Source organism: Solemya elarraichensis gill symbiont, assembly GCF_002021095.1.
Classification (GTDB): domain Bacteria; phylum Pseudomonadota; class Gammaproteobacteria; order Chromatiales; family Chromatiaceae.
The window spans coordinates 1-17370 of sequence record NZ_MPRK01000012.1; the positions used below are offsets into that span (position 1 = coordinate 1).

At 53.1% G+C, this 17370-nt stretch carries 19 protein-coding genes; 12 read left to right on the forward strand and 7 right to left on the reverse strand.

Going from position 1 to position 17370, the window contains the following annotated elements; genetic code table 11:
- The 4 genes from BOW51_RS01420 to BOW51_RS01435 form a co-directional block, all read right to left on the reverse strand.
- Nucleotides 1-697: ABC transporter permease (locus BOW51_RS01420; RefSeq protein ID WP_174564721.1), on the reverse strand; the 697-nt coding region annotated here is incomplete at its 3' end.
- On the reverse strand, nt 697-1410 hold the full coding sequence (locus BOW51_RS01425) for an ABC transporter ATP-binding protein (protein WP_078476091.1): 714 nt from the start codon (nt 1408-1410) through the stop codon (nt 697-699). The genes BOW51_RS01425 and BOW51_RS01420, both read right to left, overlap by 1 nt.
- Nucleotides 1411-1448: 38 nt before the next feature.
- Nucleotides 1449-1997: a DUF2796 domain-containing protein gene (locus BOW51_RS01430; RefSeq protein WP_167367208.1), complete on the reverse strand. Its 549-nt coding sequence runs from the start codon at nt 1995-1997 to the stop codon at nt 1449-1451.
- Nucleotides 1998-2381: 384 nt separating this feature from the next.
- Complete coding sequence (locus tag BOW51_RS01435) at nt 2382-2594, reverse strand: hypothetical protein (RefSeq protein WP_043117110.1); 213 nt, start codon at nt 2592-2594, stop codon at nt 2382-2384.
- 125 nt (nt 2595-2719) lie between these two features.
- Here BOW51_RS01435 and BOW51_RS01440 point away from each other — a divergent pair, with 125 nt between their 5' ends.
- Nucleotides 2720-4258, forward strand: coding sequence for a hypothetical protein (locus tag BOW51_RS01440; RefSeq protein WP_078476094.1), 1539 nt, complete (start codon nt 2720-2722; stop codon nt 4256-4258).
- Between the two features lie 2 nt (nt 4259-4260).
- Nucleotides 4261-5694 (forward strand): exodeoxyribonuclease I, encoded by a 1434-nt coding sequence (gene sbcB / locus BOW51_RS01445; protein WP_078476095.1) that lies wholly within the window; start codon nt 4261-4263, stop codon nt 5692-5694.
- A gap of 120 nt (nt 5695-5814) precedes the next feature.
- Here the strand turns inward: sbcB and BOW51_RS01450 are convergent, their stop codons facing one another.
- The gene (locus BOW51_RS01450) at nt 5815-6099 is read right to left on the reverse strand and encodes a hypothetical protein (protein ID WP_078476096.1); all 285 of its coding nucleotides are present in this window, start codon (nt 6097-6099) and stop codon (nt 5815-5817) included.
- Nucleotides 6100-6179: 80 nt separating this feature from the next.
- On the opposite strand from BOW51_RS01450, the gene BOW51_RS01455 reads away from it, so the two are divergent.
- Entirely contained in the window at nt 6180-6548 is a 369-nt protein-coding gene (locus BOW51_RS01455; RefSeq protein ID WP_078476097.1) for a hypothetical protein, read from the forward strand.
- Here BOW51_RS01455 and BOW51_RS01460 read toward each other — a convergent pair.
- Nucleotides 6526-7041 (reverse strand): putative 2OG-Fe(II) oxygenase, encoded by a 516-nt coding sequence (locus tag BOW51_RS01460; protein ID WP_078476098.1) that lies wholly within the window; start codon nt 7039-7041, stop codon nt 6526-6528. The genes BOW51_RS01455 and BOW51_RS01460 overlap by 23 nt on opposite strands.
- A gap of 47 nt (nt 7042-7088) precedes the next feature.
- Between BOW51_RS01460 and BOW51_RS01465 the strand changes: the two genes are divergently transcribed.
- The 3 genes from BOW51_RS01465 to BOW51_RS01475 all read left to right on the forward strand — a co-directional run bounded on the left by BOW51_RS01465 (nt 7089) and on the right by BOW51_RS01475 (nt 11494).
- Complete coding sequence (locus BOW51_RS01465) at nt 7089-7934, forward strand: DUF3108 domain-containing protein (protein ID WP_135567994.1); 846 nt, start codon at nt 7089-7091, stop codon at nt 7932-7934.
- Between the two features lie 98 nt (nt 7935-8032).
- Nucleotides 8033-9271 carry a DUF1015 domain-containing protein gene (locus BOW51_RS01470; protein ID WP_078476100.1) on the forward strand — a complete coding sequence of 413 codons (1239 nt, stop codon included), beginning with the start codon at nt 8033-8035 and terminating at the stop codon, nt 9269-9271.
- Between the two features lie 3 nt (nt 9272-9274).
- Nucleotides 9275-11494, forward strand: a complete 2220-nt coding sequence (locus BOW51_RS01475; protein ID WP_078476101.1) for a RelA/SpoT family protein — start codon at nt 9275-9277, stop codon at nt 11492-11494.
- Here the strand turns inward: BOW51_RS01475 and BOW51_RS01480 are convergent.
- On the reverse strand, nt 11480-11935 hold the full coding sequence (locus tag BOW51_RS01480; protein WP_078476102.1) for an RDD family protein: 456 nt from the start codon (nt 11933-11935) through the stop codon (nt 11480-11482). The two genes, BOW51_RS01475 and BOW51_RS01480, sit on opposite strands and share 15 nt — an antisense overlap.
- A 134-nt stretch (nt 11936-12069) precedes the next feature.
- Between BOW51_RS01480 and BOW51_RS01485 the strand changes: the two genes are divergently transcribed.
- The 6 genes from BOW51_RS01485 to BOW51_RS01510 all read left to right on the forward strand — a co-directional run.
- Complete coding sequence (locus BOW51_RS01485; RefSeq protein ID WP_078476103.1) at nt 12070-12702, forward strand: response regulator; 633 nt, start codon at nt 12070-12072, stop codon at nt 12700-12702.
- Nucleotides 12699-13334, forward strand: a complete 636-nt coding sequence (locus BOW51_RS01490; RefSeq protein WP_078476104.1) for a uracil-DNA glycosylase — start codon at nt 12699-12701, stop codon at nt 13332-13334. Before BOW51_RS01485 ends, BOW51_RS01490 begins: the two co-directional genes overlap by 4 nt.
- A 14-nt stretch (nt 13335-13348) precedes the next feature.
- Nucleotides 13349-15169, forward strand: a complete 1821-nt coding sequence (gene uvrC / locus BOW51_RS01495) for an excinuclease ABC subunit UvrC (protein WP_078476105.1) — start codon at nt 13349-13351, stop codon at nt 15167-15169.
- A gap of 7 nt (nt 15170-15176) precedes the next feature.
- Complete coding sequence (gene pgsA / locus BOW51_RS01500) at nt 15177-15731, forward strand: CDP-diacylglycerol--glycerol-3-phosphate 3-phosphatidyltransferase (RefSeq protein ID WP_078476106.1); 555 nt, start codon at nt 15177-15179, stop codon at nt 15729-15731.
- A gap of 121 nt (nt 15732-15852) precedes the next feature.
- Nucleotides 15853-16185 (forward strand): preprotein translocase subunit YajC, encoded by a 333-nt coding sequence (gene yajC, locus BOW51_RS01505; protein ID WP_078476107.1) that lies wholly within the window; start codon nt 15853-15855, stop codon nt 16183-16185.
- Between the two features lie 65 nt (nt 16186-16250).
- The coding region (locus tag BOW51_RS01510; RefSeq protein WP_442467607.1) for a preprotein translocase subunit SecD at nt 16251-17370 on the forward strand (1120 nt) is incomplete at its 3' end.

A 17370-nucleotide genomic window follows, 5' to 3' on the forward strand; every position in this document is an offset into this window, starting at 1 on the left:
CTTTCTCAAGCGCTTCATCTGCACTGATTTTCAGCCCGGCCACTTCTCTGCCGCTAACCCAGTTCGCATGAATAGCCTCTATACCCTCCAGCGGGATATGTACGGTGCGATCGACCGGTGTGCCTGTTGGCTTGAGAATGCCTGCCACCTCGAAAGGTTTGTCATCATGCATGGCGAAACTGGTTTTGCCGGCACCATGGGCGATGATGATCTTTTGTCCAAGTTGATAATTGAGTTTGTTTGCCACCTCGTGCCCCAGTACCGCCTGGTAGACATGGTCAAAGGGCTGGCCCTGGGCAAGAACCAGTGAGCGCTTGTCTGCGTAACTGTAATGGCGGAAATAGTCCTGGTTGGTGCCCATCACCCTGTAGCCTTTGTGTGAATCACCCAGTGAGATAGGGATGGTCCACTTGACCATGGGGTGGTCTGCAAACTTTTGGTAGCTTTTCCATGAAATGTTGTTGGTAGCGTCACCGATCCGGAATACCGAGTAGAGCAACAGGTTAATGGCACCGCTGCGTGCACCGACGATGAAATCTGTGCCTGATATGGTATTGGCAAAACTGTTGCGCGATTCCACACGCAGGCGCTCTACACCCAGTAGCATGGAGACACTCAGTGCAATGCTGAGAAGAATCAGGCTGACCGTAAAACGGCGGTTCAACAGGCTTTTAATGGCAAGGTAGAGTGTCGCCATCAGTTTTCTCCCTGCCGTGCCATGTTGATCTCTTCAATGCTGACATGGCGCTCGAACAGCGATTCCAGTTGCTTGTCATGGCTAACGAAAAGCAGTGTTGAGCCAGTCGCGTCGCACTCCTGAAACAGCAGCCGGATGAATGTCTGGCGCATGTCGCTATCAAGTGCAGAGGTGGGTTCATCGGCAATAATGATTTCGGGTGCACCAATCAGCGCACGTGCCGTCGCGACGCGCTGTTGCTGCCCGACGCTCAACTCAGTCACCGGCCGATGCAAAAGATCAGCATGTGCCATATTCAGGTGTGCCAGCAGGCGAGTTGCCTCGTCATGCAGACTATTTCCGGACGCAGTTGCTTTCTGTTTGCGTGAACGCGAAAAGTGGCACGGCAACGCAACATTCTCGAGGACGGAGAGATAGGGAATGAGGTTGAACATTTGAAACACAAAACCGATATGATCGGAACGGAAATGGTCTCGCCCGGATCCACTTAAACGGTTGATTACCTGTCCAAGTACTTCAACTTCACCGCTTGAAGGCCGATTGACACCGGCAATCAGTGCCAGCAGCGTGCTTTTTCCACTGCCGCTGGAACCGCGAATAAAGATGCGCTCGCCACGAGCCACTTCGAGTTCGGGAATGTGCAACACTTCAGGCAGGTTTTTACGCCACCCAAATCGAAGATTTCTGGCCTTTATTGCAGCTGTTTGTTGCATGAATATATTAGGAATGTCTGTGTATTCTTCTTGTGCACTTAGAGTTCTACGGAGTTATGTTCAGGTGTTAACTCTGTCATTCGCTGTCCTCGCTGTGAAATGCTCTGAACTTCGATAACATCCGTAGCGGGAAACTGTTTGAAGATGCCGACTTCAACTCTCTTCAGCCGAGACATGTCAGTACACAGGAAATGGTAATGTGCTGCAAAATCCCTATGGTCTGCTTCTCCATGGGCATGTTTTTCGTGTCCGCTAAAAGGGGACTCAACACTGAAAGTAGATGTGTGACATTCGGCACCGGAGGGGAGGCTGAATAGTTGGCCGGGTTGATTCAGGATTTCAATCGCCGATTTAACTGCCTCTAATTGAGTATTGTTTCGTGGTAGGTACTCGAAACCAACAATATTCATGGCAGGAGAGATAAATTCAATCTCGAGAGTATTTCCCTCTACGGCAATTAATAATTGTGCTTCACCATGGACATGGGCCCCATGATGTTCGTGATCCGGCTCAACAGCCAGGAGTTGAACGGGACTGATGAGCAGGGTGAGTATGATAGAGAAAATTGCTAGTTGAATATTGGCCATGGCATTCAGGTCAGCTGTTGTTCTGCAATATAACATGGTTTGTCTGGTGTTTATTCAGACTTGGCAATTGTATCTGCAGACATTCATTCCCAGGAACTCCTGGTAAGCTTCTCCGCCAGCCAGCCAGCCACTTGTTCAGATAGTCAGCAACCTGGTCATCGGATAATCCTGTATGGATCTCGCAGTAAAGCCCGTAGGGGTATCGCGGCGCGTTTCTTGGCTCAGCGACCACCCTGTTGTCTTCAACGAAGAGCGTGTATTCGGGGCGTTGGCCGGGTGGGGCGCAAAAAGACGCGGGGCCAAATTGCTCAATCAAACTGGCAACTTGCGCGTTGAACTCAGACAGGCTGGGTGGGCTCTGGCTCATCCTATACTGCGATCAGACTAGTCTTCACCGATGACGCGTTCTTCACGCGGTGCTGTCAGCAGTGTTTCCGCTTCGATCTCATTCTTGGCGAAAATCATGCGATATCTTTCGACATCTCCTGATTCTTCGCGAAGTTGACGCACGTGCTGCTTTGCTTCACGATACTTCGCAAAGGTTTCGAGGTGCGTCAGAGTGCGCGGTTTTTCGATTTCGTAAACAAAATAGGGCATGAGAGACCTCTTGTGTCATGCAATTCAGCCTGAGATTTTACACAAAAACTGTGACGAATAACGACTTTCACAACAGGGGAACAGCTAGCTTGATGAAGGAAATTAGAAAGAGGCCCGCGCGGCTGATGCAAATTCTTGCGTTTGCCGTACTTGTTTTGCTGCTTCAGCCGACATTTGCCGAGGTTCCTGCTGCACCCGCCATGACGCTCTACCAGTTAGCCGGGGATGCCAAAATTTCCTACTACAAGAAAGATCAATTCGCACGCAGCGGTAAAAAGAAGGTGGCAGGCAGCCTTGCCCAGGGCTCGTGGGTCGTTCCATGCCTGGTGATTCATAACGACAAACCGCTGACAGCCAGCGATGGCACCCCGTATGTCGGGTTCGAGATCCTGTTTGACGCAAACAAGGCTACCGCCACCTCTACCAAGAGAAAAATGGATAAGATCGCCTCGCGTGAAGGCTTGATGGTGCAGAATCATCACTGCGACGGCAAAGTGAAATATGTAATGAATGCAAAGCGCCTGGTAAATCGTACAAAGCAGCCATTTTTTGCACCCAAAGGTCGCGGCGGTACTTCAACATCCGCAGAGAATGACTACGATGAAATTGTGCGGGCCTTTCACAACTCCTCCCAGTGCGAAAAAGCCAACCGGCGGTTGACCGGTCGACGCGACTCGCTCGCAGATGCGTGGGAGAAATTCATTCACAAGAACAGACGCAAGTGGTCGAGCGACAATCTTAACAAGGCGAAGCATCTTGATTACGTGATGCGCACCGCAATCTATGAAGGGCACATCGGCAGGGGATGTAGTGCCTATGGTGCGTGTGAACGGAATATTATCGCCCTGTCGATTCGTAATCGTGTGATTGGCCAGTGCAGTTCGGCGCAAGGTTGCGGTTTCGAGGGCGATTTTCAGGGTGCTGCATCGGCTGTCTCCCAGTACAACATCTGGGATGCTTACCTGACCCAAACATCCGGTTTGACCTCCTGCTTTCTGCGCACCGATCTCGCAGACGAGGCGCCATTCACCAAGTTACAGACGATGTATTCACAGTCGGTGGGGGATATCAGTTCCATCCTGTTTGATTCTGAAGAGGCGCTGCAGGAACGCTTTGTCGTTGCTGACTCGTCAGCCCTGACAAGTTTGCGCCACTACTACCATCCGCCGGCAATGGGCGCCTGTTTTCCAAAACATGATGCGGTTGAATTTATCACTGCAGCGGCGGCGGGCAGGGATGGCGATTATATTCTTCTCGTCAATCAGCGTATCAAGGACGATAAAGAACAGGATGATGGTTACAGGTTCAGGAGCTTTCGCGTCAAGCTCGAGGATGGAGCAGACAAGGTGAGCATAACTGATCCTTACAAGAGTTTTGTTATTGACGGGCGCAAGGTGTCACTGAAAAAACCGACGCGCTGCACGCCTTATGGAGTATCGGGCAAGTGCCGCTTTAACAATGTCGAGCGCTACCGTAAAACACCTTTCTGGTTGAATAGCGGCAAGCTGGTCGAGTTCAAGTGCCGCATCCGCGATCAGGGCGCATCCTGCACACAGGAAGCGCAACTGAAAAATGTAGGCGTCGGCGGATCATGCGATATCGAGATGATGCCGGTTGTCGGTGTCAGGCAGGAAGGTATTAATTATTATGGACAGGGAGGTTGAGCTTGTCTGATGTAACACTATTCTGGCACGATTACGAAACATGGGGTGTTGATCCAAGACGCGACCGTGCTTCGCAATTTGCAGGCGTGCGTACGAACCTGGAGCTGGAGATAGTTGGCAAGCCCGTGATGCATTACTGCAAGCCAACGGCTGACTTTCTGCCGCACCCGGAAGCCGTTCTGGTCACCGGAATCACACCACAGAAAGCATTTCGTGAAGGTCTCAACGAGGCGGAGTTTTTTCGTGCAATTCATGCCGAGTTGGCACAGCCGGGCACCTGTGGTGTCGGCTACAACAGTATCCGTTTCGATGACGAGGTGACCCGTTTCGGTCTCTATCGCAACTATTATGAACCTTATGCACGCGAGTGGCAGAACGGAAATTCCCGCTGGGATATTCTCGACCTGGTGCGCATGACATTTGCACTTCGGCCGGAAGGTATCGAGTGGCCACAACGCGAAGATGGCCATGCAAGTTTCCGTCTTGAGCACCTGACCGCTGCGAACGGTATTGAACACGAGGGTGCTCATGATGCAATGGTCGATGTCTATGCCACCATCGGAATGGCAAAATTGATTCGCCAACATCAACCGAGGCTTTTCGACTATTACTTCGGTCTGCGTAAGAAGGCGGCCGTATCGAAACTGATCGACCTGGAGACAGGCGCTCCCTTCCTGCATGTCTCGGGTATGTATCCTGCCGAGCGTGGCTGCATCGGTGTGGTCATACCCTTGCTGACACACCCGGTCAACTCGAACGAGGTGATTGTTTTCGATTTGCGCCAGGATCCGACGCAACTGCTCGAATCAAGCGTCGAGGAGTTACAGGAGAACCTGTTTACACCGGGAGCAGAGATGCCGGAAGGTGTGCAGCGGGTTGCTCTCAAGGGAGTGCACATCAACAAGTCACCGGCAGTGGCGCCATTGGCTACCCTGACACCGGATGCGATGCAACGCTGGGAAATCGACCTCGACAGGGTAGAGCAGCATCGCCGCCAGATACTAGACGACAGGGGGCTGACGGGGCGCCTCGAGCAGCTCTACAGCGAGAAACCGGATTTCGGCGAAGGGGATGCGGATTCCGCACTCTATGATGGTTTTATCAATCCTGCCGATACACGCTTATGTCAGCAGGTATTGCAGAGCTCGCCTGCCGAACTCGCAGGTTCACGTCCGTCATTCAAGGATGAACGCCTGCAAACTCTCTATTTTCGCTACCGTGCGCGTAACTGGCCTGAATATCTCTCGGAAGAGGAGCAGCGGCAGTGGGCAGAATTCTGCAGGACACGCCTGTTTGACGGCGCTTATGGAAGTACGCTGACCGTTGACGAGTTTTACCTGCGTATCGAGGCGATGCTTGAAGAGCGCCAGGATGAGCGCACAGTCGGCCTCATGAAACAGCTCGCGGCATGGCCGCAGGAGCTGGGTTTCGCCTGAAAGACAGGGCCACTTCAGGCCGTTTTTTCGTCACCCCGGGCTTGACCCGGGATCCATTCCTTTATGCGTCATGGATCCCGGGTCTCCACTTCGTTTCGCCCGGGATGACGATGTTGAGAGTTAGTCCTTGGTCCACTCACTCAGCGCATCGATGATCTTCTGCGCCTGCTCCTTGCTGGAGATGTTGAACTTGGATTTCTGCTGGTACTGGCCGTTGCGCTTCTGGTAACGGCGGATGGTGTACTTGTCAGCACTGTACTCTTCCTTGCTGCGATTCCACTCCTGGAAACGGTAGATGATGGTTGTCCACGCGCCTTTTGTCAGGATTTGCTTGTCGAGTTCCTTGACGACATCAATGCCGTCCTCGCTCCAGTTTACTGTTAGTTCGTCAGGTGTTTCTGCCATTTGATCTTCTCTGTGAAAATTTGCCGAAGTGTAACCCGAATAGGGCTTCACTTGAACCACCCAGCTTGTATACTGTGCGCATGATTACAAAAATTCTCCTGACCATCGCGGTCATCATTGTCGTTATGCTGATGTTCCGTCGCAAAGCGCCCCGGAGTGGTCCGCAGACCATTGAAGCAACAAATGACAACAAGCGTGCATTGAAAATTGCTGCGGTGGTTGCCGTGGGCGTGATGATTGCGGGCGCTGCACTATGGATGCTGACGAGCTGGCGCGATGCCACTGAAATCGTCGAAGTGCGCGTGGTTAATTCACAGACCGGTGACAGCGTTCTTTACCAGGCACATCGCAACGATATCGATGATCGTTCGTTCCGGACCGTCAAAGGGGTGCGTGTCGTACTAGCCGAAACCGAGCGTCTCGAGGTCAGCGACGAGGGCCGATATTAAAGGCGACCGATAGCCGGTTTTCGCTGCTGCGGTTCTTCTCGACCAGGTGGGGGAGGGTCGGCGAAAAGAGGTAAACATCCCCGGTTTGCGGCGTCAGTCTTTGGGTGTTCTCACCGACCGGAAAGACGATATCCCCCGAATTTTCCGGTACTTGCAGGTAGCACACGCCGGAAAGCAGTTCATCGTTCTCCTCGTGTGTATGCAGGCTGGTGGTATGCCCCGGTCCCATCAGGTTGAACCAGTAACCGAGTTGCAAATCTGTCTCCGTACCGAGCCTTTGCCTGGCAAGGTCGAGCAGAAAGAGAGAGAGCTGATCCATCTCGGGAAATCTGGACTTATCTGGATAGATATTCTCGAAGCGACCGCCGAAGTGGTGGGTCTTGTTGGTTGATTCATCGTCAAGCAGCTGCTCAAAACGCTGCCTGACGGCATCAAGCAGTTGCGTGTCATTGATATGGTGACAGCTGACGCCGGTATTGTTAGATGAACTCATAGCAGCAGAAAATGCCTTGGAAGTAATTGGTAAAACAGTCGATCAATATGCGAAACTCAATTTTACACCCGCTTGCCGTTGCTGCGCTATTCCTGTCAGCGGTGTCAGCACAAATTCAGGCAGCCGAGCGTCTCGACTATATCGTCAAGCTGAAGGGTGCGGTGACACTCTACAGCTGGATGTCGCTTGCCGACGCGACCATCACAACCGACGGGCAGCAGCTTTGCTCAGATATGAAATGCACTCGTACCGAGGTGCGCATGTCGTCGCAGAATCATCGCCTGCTGGAATCATTGGCACCGACACGTTTTCTTTTCCGCAGTGTCTACCTGGAGAATCCGCCGCAGTCGCTCTCCTTCGAGAAACGCCAGAATAAAAGCAGCAAGAAGTACCAGCCGTATGGTTACAAGCACAGTTTCTCGGTGCGTTCTGCTGATGGCAGTACGATCGACAGGTATGAACTTGCCAGTGAGGGGGATGCCCTGCCAGGCACGGCAAGACGCTTTCTTGAGCCTTCCGCTCTGGACAATACCGAACCGATGGTGAGGAAGCAGCGGAACAATCCCCTGGCGCAAGGTGCGCTGGATCGCTGGGCCCTGATCCAGCATTTGCGTTCTGTTGCACTTGAAGACGGCTACAGCGAGGAATTTCCAGGTACTGATGGCAGCCACCAACTCCGCTACAGGGTTAGTCTGGAGAAGTCTGTTTCACTGATGATTGACGGAAAAAAGCAGGCTTGCTGGAAACTGGTCATTAATGAGCAGGATATCGGCAGGGATAAAAAACAGCCGCCTCTCTACCTGTGGATCAGTAAAAGTGACAAACGCCTGCCGTTGCAGCTGGAAATGCCGAGTGATCAGGGGCGTATCCGTTTTGAACTGAGCGACCCTTGAGAGTGAGAAACCAGAATATCGTCATAACAGATTCAAATTGTGCAAATACCCCGACTTCTGGAACAATCGGGGGGTTATTATATTCGGAGACTTGTTGAATGCCTTCACTGATACTGCCATTTCGTGCCTTGCGACCCGTTGAGGGGCGTGCTGATGATGTTGTTGCACCTCCCTATGATGTGATGAATGCCGACGAGGCGAGGGCCATGGCAGAGGGCCGCCCGTGGAGCTTCCTGCATATTTCGCGTCCTGAGATCGACCTGCCACAGGGTACTGATCCCTATGCGCCTGAGGTCTACAGCAAGGCACGTGAGAATCTCGACCACATGATTGCAGAATCGGTTTTGAAGCGTGATGAGACGCCTTGTTACTACGCCTATCGTCTGATCATGGGAGAGCATGTGCAGACAGGGCTGGTTGCGGTCGCCTCTGTCGATGCATATGACATCCACCGTGTCAAGAAACACGAACTCCCCCGGCCGCAGAAAGAGGATGACAGGGTGCGCCAGATCGAAGCGTTGAACGCACAGGCCGGCCCGGTGTTTCTCTCCTATCGTGCCGATACGGTTGTCGACACCATATTGCAGGAGACCAGCAAAACAACTCCGGATGTTGATGTGACGGCAGCAGATGGTGTGCAGCACAGTTTGTGGGTGATCAGCGATACTACGGCTATTGAGAAACTGACCGGCGCTTTTGATGCAATGGATGCTGTCTATGTTGCCGATGGGCATCACCGCTCCGCAGCGGCGAGTCGTGTTGCACACAGTCGTCGTGAACAGGGGGCTGCCGGTACAGAAGCAAACCATGACTATTTTCTCTCGGTGCTGTTTCCGCACGACCAGGTGCAGATTCTCGATTACAACAGGGTAATACGCGACCTTAATGGTCTTGATGAAAGCGCTTTCCTCGATGTGGTGGCAAAGAATTTCGTCGTTAATGAATCAGCTGATTCGGTCAAGCCACACAGCCCGGCAGAGTTCGGTATGTATCTTGCGGGGAACTGGTATCACCTCGCACTACCACCTGAAAAAATTCCACAGGATCCTGTTGCGAGACTCGAGGTAAGCCTGTTGGGAGACAACCTGATCGATCCAATTCTTGGTATCACGGATCAGCGCCGCGACAATCGCATCGACTTTGTTGGTGGCATTCGTGGCATGGAGGGGCTTGAAGCACGCGTTGATTCGGGTGAAATGGCTGTTGCATTCTCCCTCTATCCGACCACCATGGAGGCGTTGATGGCAGTTGCCGACGCCGACGAGATCATGCCGCCGAAAACCACCTGGTTCGAACCCAAGCTGGCTGACGGCCTCATCAGTCATGTTCTCGACTGAGTCATGGTCAGCAGGGCGAAGCGTTTACCGGAAGATCGTCTGGACCAGGCTGCAGTAAAAACCTGGCTTGATAGCTTGCCGAAGGCAACGGATGAAAAAGCCCGCAAGGGGCTTCTTCATGCGGTAGAGCTGTGTGCTGAACTGCTCGCAGAGCTCAAAGACAGGACAGGTGAACAGCTCTCGCTCTATGCCATGCATGTGGCTGACCTGCTGGTTCAGCTCGAGATGGATGACGAGACAGTCAGCGCGGCGCTGCTCTATCGTATTGTCGGTAATGAATTCAAGACACAGGAAGAGATTGAAGAGACTTTTGGTGCCACAGTAGCGGGCCTGGTCAAGGATCTGCTGCTGATTCAGCAACTCTCTCCTGGCGTACTCAGTGACCGCGAGGAGAAGGGTGAGGAGCACAGTGAAAACCTGCGTCGTATGCTGCTGGGTATCGCGTCCGATGTACGTGCCGTGCTGGTTCTGCTAGCCGAGCGTGTGCACCTGATGCGCAGGCTCTCTTATCTCGATGAAAAGCTTCAGTCGCAGTTTAGCCGCAATACGCGGGATATCTTTGCACCGCTGGCGAATCGTCTCGGTGTGTGGCAGCTCAAGTGGGAGCTTGAGGATCTGTCACTGAGATATCTTGAACCTGAGCAGTATCGCTCGATTGCCAAGCAGCTGGAGGAGCGGCGTGATGAGCGCATCGCCTATATCAAGCAGGCAGTCGCGTTGCTGCAGCAGGCGTTCGGTGACAATGATATTCGTGCCGACATCAGCGGACGTCCCAAGCATCTGTATAGCATCTGGAAGAAAATGTACCGCAAGCAGTCGGGCTTCGAGCATATCTTCGATGTTCGTGCCGTGAGAGTACTGGTCGATAGTGTTGCCGACTGTTATGCGGCACTCGGTATCGTGCACAGCATCTGGAAACACATACCACACGAATTCGATGACTATATTGCGACACCCAAGGCCAATCTCTACCAGTCAATCCATACGGTCGTAGTCGGTCCGGATGAGAAACCGCTGGAGATCCAGATCCGTACACATGATATGCACTCGCATGCCGAGCATGGTGTCGCTGCCCACTGGCGTTACAAGGAGCAGAAAGGCAGCAGCGATGATCTTGAACGGCGAATCAGCTGGATGCGGCAGTGGCTTGAGCAGCGCGAACCCGCAAGTGAGCAGGGTGCCAGCCTGCTAGCAAGAGATGTGCATCTCGATTATGAGCAGACCCAGGTCTACGTGCTGACACCGCAGGGGAAAGTGATCGAGTTGCCAAATGGTTCAACTCCGGTCGATTTTGCCTACGCGATTCACTCCAGTGTCGGCCATCGCTGCCGTGGCGCACGAATCGATGGCCATATTGTGCCACTCAACACACCGCTCGAAAGTGGTCAGACAGTCGATATTCTTACCCACAAGGAGGAGCGCCCGTCACGTGACTGGATGAGTCCTCACCTTGGCTATATCAAGACTTCTCGAGCCAGGAACCGTGTCAAGAGCTGGTATCGACACCAGGACTTCGACAGCCATGTCGAGATGGGCAAGGCGAGCCTTGAGCGTGAATTGACGCGACTCGGATTTGAACGTCCGGAGCTGGCAAAAATTGCCCCCGAATTCAACCTGAAAGGGGTGGATGATCTCTACGCTGCGATTGGACGCGGTGACGTTTCACCGGTTCAGATTGCCGGCTGGCGCCATCGGGAGGAGGAGCGCGAGAATAAACCCAAAAAGAGGGTCAAGCGACGCCAGCAACGAGGAAAGTCAGCGCACGGTGCAAGTGCGGATATTATCGTTGATGGTATCGATGACCTGATGACGCATCTTGGCAAGTGCTGCAAGCCGGTACCATCGGATGCCATCATTGGTTACATCACGCGTGGGCGCGGGGTTACCGTGCACCGAAGCGACTGCTCAGTAGTACGTCACATGAAAGAGGATGATCGTGCACGTCTTGTTGATGTGCGCTGGGGGGATGAAGGGGAGGATGCGGCATTCGAGGTTGATGTGCGCGTGGTTGCTCTCGATCGCAAGGGGCTGATGCGTGACGTTACGGCTCTCTTTTCCAACGAGGAGATCGATGTCACCGGCATCAATAGTCACTCTGACAGAAAGCAGCAGAAAGCGATTATGCGTTTCTCCCTGCAGATTGATAATGTTGGGCAACTTAGCCGGATTATCGACAAGCTGGCGCAGCTGCCAGATGTCGAGGAAGTATCACGAATTACCTGATTTCGGCAGCAGCAGAAGAGAAGTGTGTGCAATCCTGTCATGCAGGCTCTCCCGTTCGCGGTTGAACAGCATCCAGATGGTGCTGATGCCGAAAAACAGAATGCCGATCAGGAGTCGTACGCTGGCCTGTACATAATCGATACCCTCTTCCGGGCTCTCCTTGTTGACCACGCGGATACGCCATGCGCGCATACCGAGAGTCTGCCCGCCGTGAGTCCAGAACCAGAGATAGAAGCCGAGGATGACAACGCACCAAAGAGCCCATAAGACGAACTTTGCAATCGGATGATTGCCAATAATATCAATGCCAAATATCAGTTGTGCAGGGAAGGTCACAACGGTTGTTGCAAGAAGCAGTAGTCCAAACAATAGTACAAGGTCATACCCGAAAGCAGCGAGTACTCTTGGGAAGCCCGGATGCATGTAATTTGTAGCTGTCATGGTTTTGATAAATCCCGTTTATCGCTTACACTGTGTACCAGATATATATAAAGAGTTCACTGGCTTGCCTGTTGGTTTGGCCAGAGAAACATTAATAAGCGAAACATTAACAAATTCAGGTTGGATAACTTCATATGATACGCGTCCTCGTCGTAGACGACCATCAACTGGTTCGCACCGGTTTCAGCCAGTTGCTGTCCCAGGCATCCGATATTGAGGTGGTTGGCCAGGCAGAAAATGGCGAAGAGGGTGTGCGTATGTACGGGGAGCTTACACCTGACGTAGTACTGATGGATATCCAGATGCCGGTGCTCGATGGTATCGAGGCGACCCGCAAGCTGCAGCGCAAATTTCCCAAGTGCAATGTCGTGATTCTCTCGTCGATTGAGTCGGATCCGTTTCCAAACCAGGCACGTGATGCGGGTGCAATCGGTTTTCTCTCCAAGCGCTGCAACCTCGACGAGTTGTGTGCGGCGGTAAGAAACGCCAGTGCGGGGCTGCCCTACATCTCGACTGAAATCGCCCAGCGCCTGGCATTGAGTAATATCGATGGTGGTTCCCTTCTGGATACAATTTCTCCACGCGAGATGCAGGTGCTACTTTTGGCTACGCGTGGTTCTCGCAACAAGGATATTGCTGAAGATATGATGATTAGCGAAAAGACTGTCAGCACCTACAAGCAGCGCCTCTATGAAAAGCTGGGCGTGAAGAATGATGTCGAAATGGCTCATTATGCCCTGCGTCATCACCTGATCGAGGTGAAATGATCACACCTGATGCGGCTACCTGCCGCAAGTGCGAACGTCTGGCGAATTTCCTCGACGAGGTCAAAAGCGACAACCCCGACTATTTTTGCCGACCGGTCCCCTCATTTGGTGAGCCAGATGCAGGCTTGCTGATCGTTGGTCTGGCACCCGGCATGCATGGTGCCAACGCCACCGGGCGTCCCTTTACCGGTGATTATGCGGGTGAGCTTCTCTACCAAACCCTGTATAAATATGGATTCTCCACTGCAGCACAGAGCCTGTCCGCAGATGATGGTCTTCAGTTACTCAACTGTCGTATTACCAACGCTGTGCGTTGCCTGCCACCGCAGAACAAGCCAGTCGGTGCCGAGGTGAATAACTGCAATGATTTTCTTGCCCAGGAGCTTGCTGCCCTGCCACCCGGGGGTGTTATCATCGCGCTTGGCACGATTGCGCACAAGGCCGTGATTCGTGCCTTGGGTAAGAAACAGAAAGAGTACCCTTTTGCGCATGCAGCCTGTCATGAACTGGATGCGGGAAAGCAGCTGCTTGATTCGTATCACTGCAGTCGCTACAACACTCAGACAAGACGCCTGACAACAGAGATGTTCGAAGATGTGTTCCGCATCGTGAAGGAACTGCTTGGTCGCTAAGGGGAGGGCGCAGCATGGATGAAGAGAGCAGCGTCTTCGATCATCGTGCTTTTCTGTCACGTCTGACCTCGCGTCCGGGTGTCTACCGCATGCTGGATGCGAATGATGATCTGCTCTATGTCGGCAAGGCAAAGAATCTCAAACGCAGGGTCTCGAGCTACTTCACGCGTGCCAACAGTCGTCGTATTCAGTTGATGGTGGCGCAGATCGCCTCGATCGAGACCACGGTAACCAATACCGAGGCCGAGGCGCTGATCCTCGAAAACAATCTCATCAAGTCACTCAAGCCACGTTACAACATTCTGCTGCGTGACGACAAAAGCTATCCCTATATATATCTCTCGGCAGGAGATTTTCCGCGTCTCTCTTTTCATCGTGGTACCCGCGCTGCGAAGGGGCGATACTTCGGTCCATACCCCAGCAGTGGCGCGGTACGCGAAACCCTGAGCTTGCTGCAGAAGGTGTTCCCGGTGCGTCAGTGTGACGAGAGCTACTATCGTAATCGTACCCGTGCTTGCCTGCAGTACCAGATCAAGCGTTGTACTGCTCCCTGTGTCGGCCTGATCAGCAAGAAAGATTACCAGGCGGATGTCAAAAACACCGTCCGCTTTCTTGAGGGGAGGGCATCCGAGGTGATTGACGACCTGACAAAGCAGATGGATGAGGCAGCTAAACAGCTCGACTATGAAACTGCAGCCGGTTTTCGCGACAGAGTTATCAGTCTGCGTAAAATCCAGGAACGTCAGTATGTCAGCGGTGAAAAGGGTGATCTCGATATGATCGCGGCAGCAAGCGAGGCGGGAAAGGTCTGCATCCAGGTATTCAGCATCCGCGGCGGCCGCAATCTCGGCAATCGCAGCTATTTCCCACGTGCTTCAGCCGAGGTGCCGCTTGAGCAGGTTGTATCGGCCTTTCTGGCGCGCCACTATATCGACAGGCCGGTGCCATCATCGTTACTGGTGTCGGTTGAACCCGAGGATGCTGAACTGCTGGCCGAGGTCTTCTCACAACAGGCGGAACGCAAGGTAAAAATCCAGTCACGTGTGCGTGGCGAACGTCTGCGCTGGATGCGACTGGCGCTGGAAAATGCCAAAACTGCACTTGCAGCACGCATTGCAGATCGCCTGGGAGTTCGTGAGCGTTACGAGGCGCTACAGGATGCACTTGGCCTGGAGGAGATTCCCGAACGCATGGAGTGCTACGACATCTCCCATACCTCGGGTGAGAAAACTGTCGCCTCCTGCGTGGTGTTCGATCAGCAAGGCCCACTTACTTCCGAGTACCGCCGTTTCAATATCAGGTCGACAGACATCGGTGATGATTATGCAGCCATGGCCGAGGCGATCGAGCGGCGTTTTCTGCGTATCAGGAAAGGCGAGATCAAGATGCCCGACCTGCTGGTAATAGACGGCGGCAAGGGGCAGATCAGCCGCGTGCATGAACAACTCGAAAGTCTTGGTGTCAGTGAAGTGAGATTCCTCGGTATCGCCAAGGGGCCGGACCGTAAACCGGGCATGGAGCAGCTCTTCTTGTTCGGCGCAGAGAGACCCCTTATACTGAATTCGGCCTCACCAGCCCTGCACCTGTTGCAGCAAATCCGTGATGAAGCGCATCGATTTGCAATCGCAGGTCACCGCCAACGTCGTGCCAAGGCGCGTCAGCAGTCGGTCCTCGAGGGTATCGAGGGAATAGGTGCCGGACGCAGGCGTGACCTGCTACGTCACTTCGGAGGCTTGCAGGAACTGGAACGGGCCGGTGTTGAGGATATTGAGGCAGTCAAGGGAATCAGCACTGCACTGGCAAAACGAATTTACGATTATCTACACGGCGACTGATCCAAACATGCAATGGAATCTACCAAACATTCTCACCCTGTTACGTATCTTGCTGATACCAGTACTGGTATTCGTCTTCTTTCAGGAGCAGCCGTGGGCTCGCCTAGCGGCGGCACTTATTTTCATTGTTGCTGCCCTGACAGACTGGTTTGACGGCTATCTTGCCCGACAGCTGGAACAGACTTCCAAGTTCGGTGCATTTCTTGACCCGGTCGCCGACAAGCTGATGGTAGCTGCGGCACTGGTGTTGCTGGTTTCCGCGGATCCGAGAATCGGCGTGACGATTGCTGCAGTCGTTATTGTCGGGCGTGAAATTACCATCTCTGCACTGCGCGAATGGATGGCCGAACTCGGAGGGCGCACCACCGTGGCTGTCAGCATGATCGGTAAATTCAAGACCGCAGCACAGATGATTGCCATCTCCCTGATGCTGTGGCAGCAGGATTTGCTCGGCCTGCCGATTTACCAGCTTGGCCTGGTTCTGCTTTACATCGCCGCGGTACTGACTATCTGGTCGATGATCGCCTACCTGCGTGCTGCCTGGCCGATGCTGAAGCAGTGACTAATGACCAATTGCCGCTCTTGTGTCATAATCGCCCGCTGTTGAAGCTGATTCAGGGCCGGATCATTCAAAGCCGCCCCTGACTCTATCCTTAATTATTTGAAAATTCTGAGAGATACCAATGAGCTTTTTTATATCTGAAGCCCTGGCACAGGCGCCTGCCGCCGCCGCTGATGCACCCGGATGGCAAGGCCTGATTTTTCCACTTGGCCTGGTTGTTATTTTCTACTTCTTCCTGATTCGCCCCCAGATGAAACGTGCAAAAGAGCACAAGAAGCTGGTCGAAGAGTTGCAGAAAGGTGACGAGGTCCAGCTGCAGGCTGGCATGATGGGCAAGATCACCGGTCTTACTGACACAGCTATCGAAGTTGAAGTAGCTGAAGGCATCGTTCTCAAGTTCCGCCGTGCAGCGGTTGAGGCTGTACTGCCGAAGGGCTCGTTGAAAGAGATGTGAGTCCTGGAGCCCGCTATCTGCGGGCTTAATTTATTACTGACTGATTATCTGACGAGCTGTATGCAATGAACCACTATCCATTATGGAAGAATATGCTGGTCGTGGTGGCGATTCTTTTCGCTGCTCTCTACGCATTGCCCAACCTGTTTGGGCAGGATCCCTCGATCGAGATCTCTTCATCCGGCAAGAGTGAGATCACACAAGGATCACTGACACAATTCAAATCACTGATTGAAGGCGACGGAATCGCGATCAAGCGCATAGACCTGCTTGAAGACCGTGCTTTGCTGCGTTTTAACAGCAACGAGGATCAGCTCAAAGCAAAAGAGCGCCTCGAGTCAGTACTCGCGAGTGAATATAATGTGGCGCTTAACCTTGCCGCAGATGTTCCCGGATGGTTATTGTCACTCGGTGCAGAACCGATGAATCTGGGCCTCGACCTTCGTGGTGGTATCCATGTCCTCATCGACGTCGATATGGACTCGGCAATCGAGAAAGCACTGGAAGGTTATGAAGGCGATATCCGTACCCTGTTACGCGAAGCCAAACTCCGTTACACCTCCGTCAAGGCAGGTGAGAATGGCGTCCTGATTCGCTTCAAGGATGAAGAACAGCGCGATCAGGCCGAGCTCAAGGTCGGCAATGCTTTCCGTCAGCTCAAGTTACTCACAAGTGACGATGGTGCAAATTTTTCACTTACCGTTAACCTGACAGAATCAGATCGTCGCGCCATCAGCAAGTTTGCACTGGAACAGAACATCACCACGCTGCGTAACCGTGTTAACGCACTGGGTGTTTCCGAGCCCGTGATTCAGCAGCAGGGCGATCGTCGTATCGTTGTTCAATTGTCTGGTGTTCAGGACCCGGGGCGAGTCAAGGATATTCTGGGTGCAACAGCAACCCTTGAGTATCGCCTTGCCGATACCAAACACAGCGTTGCTGATGCTCTCGAAGGGCGCGTGCCTGTTGGCTCAAAGCTCTACTACGAGCGCAACGGACAGCCCATCCTGCTCAAACGCAGCGTGATTGTTACGGGTGACAATATTACCGACGCATCCTCAGGTCTTGACCAGCAGAACGGCACTCCCGCGGTGTTCGTCAACCTGGACGGCAAGGGTGCGAAACGCATGCGCAAGGTGACCACCGATAATGTCGGTCAGCCGATGGCGGTTGTCTTTATCGAGA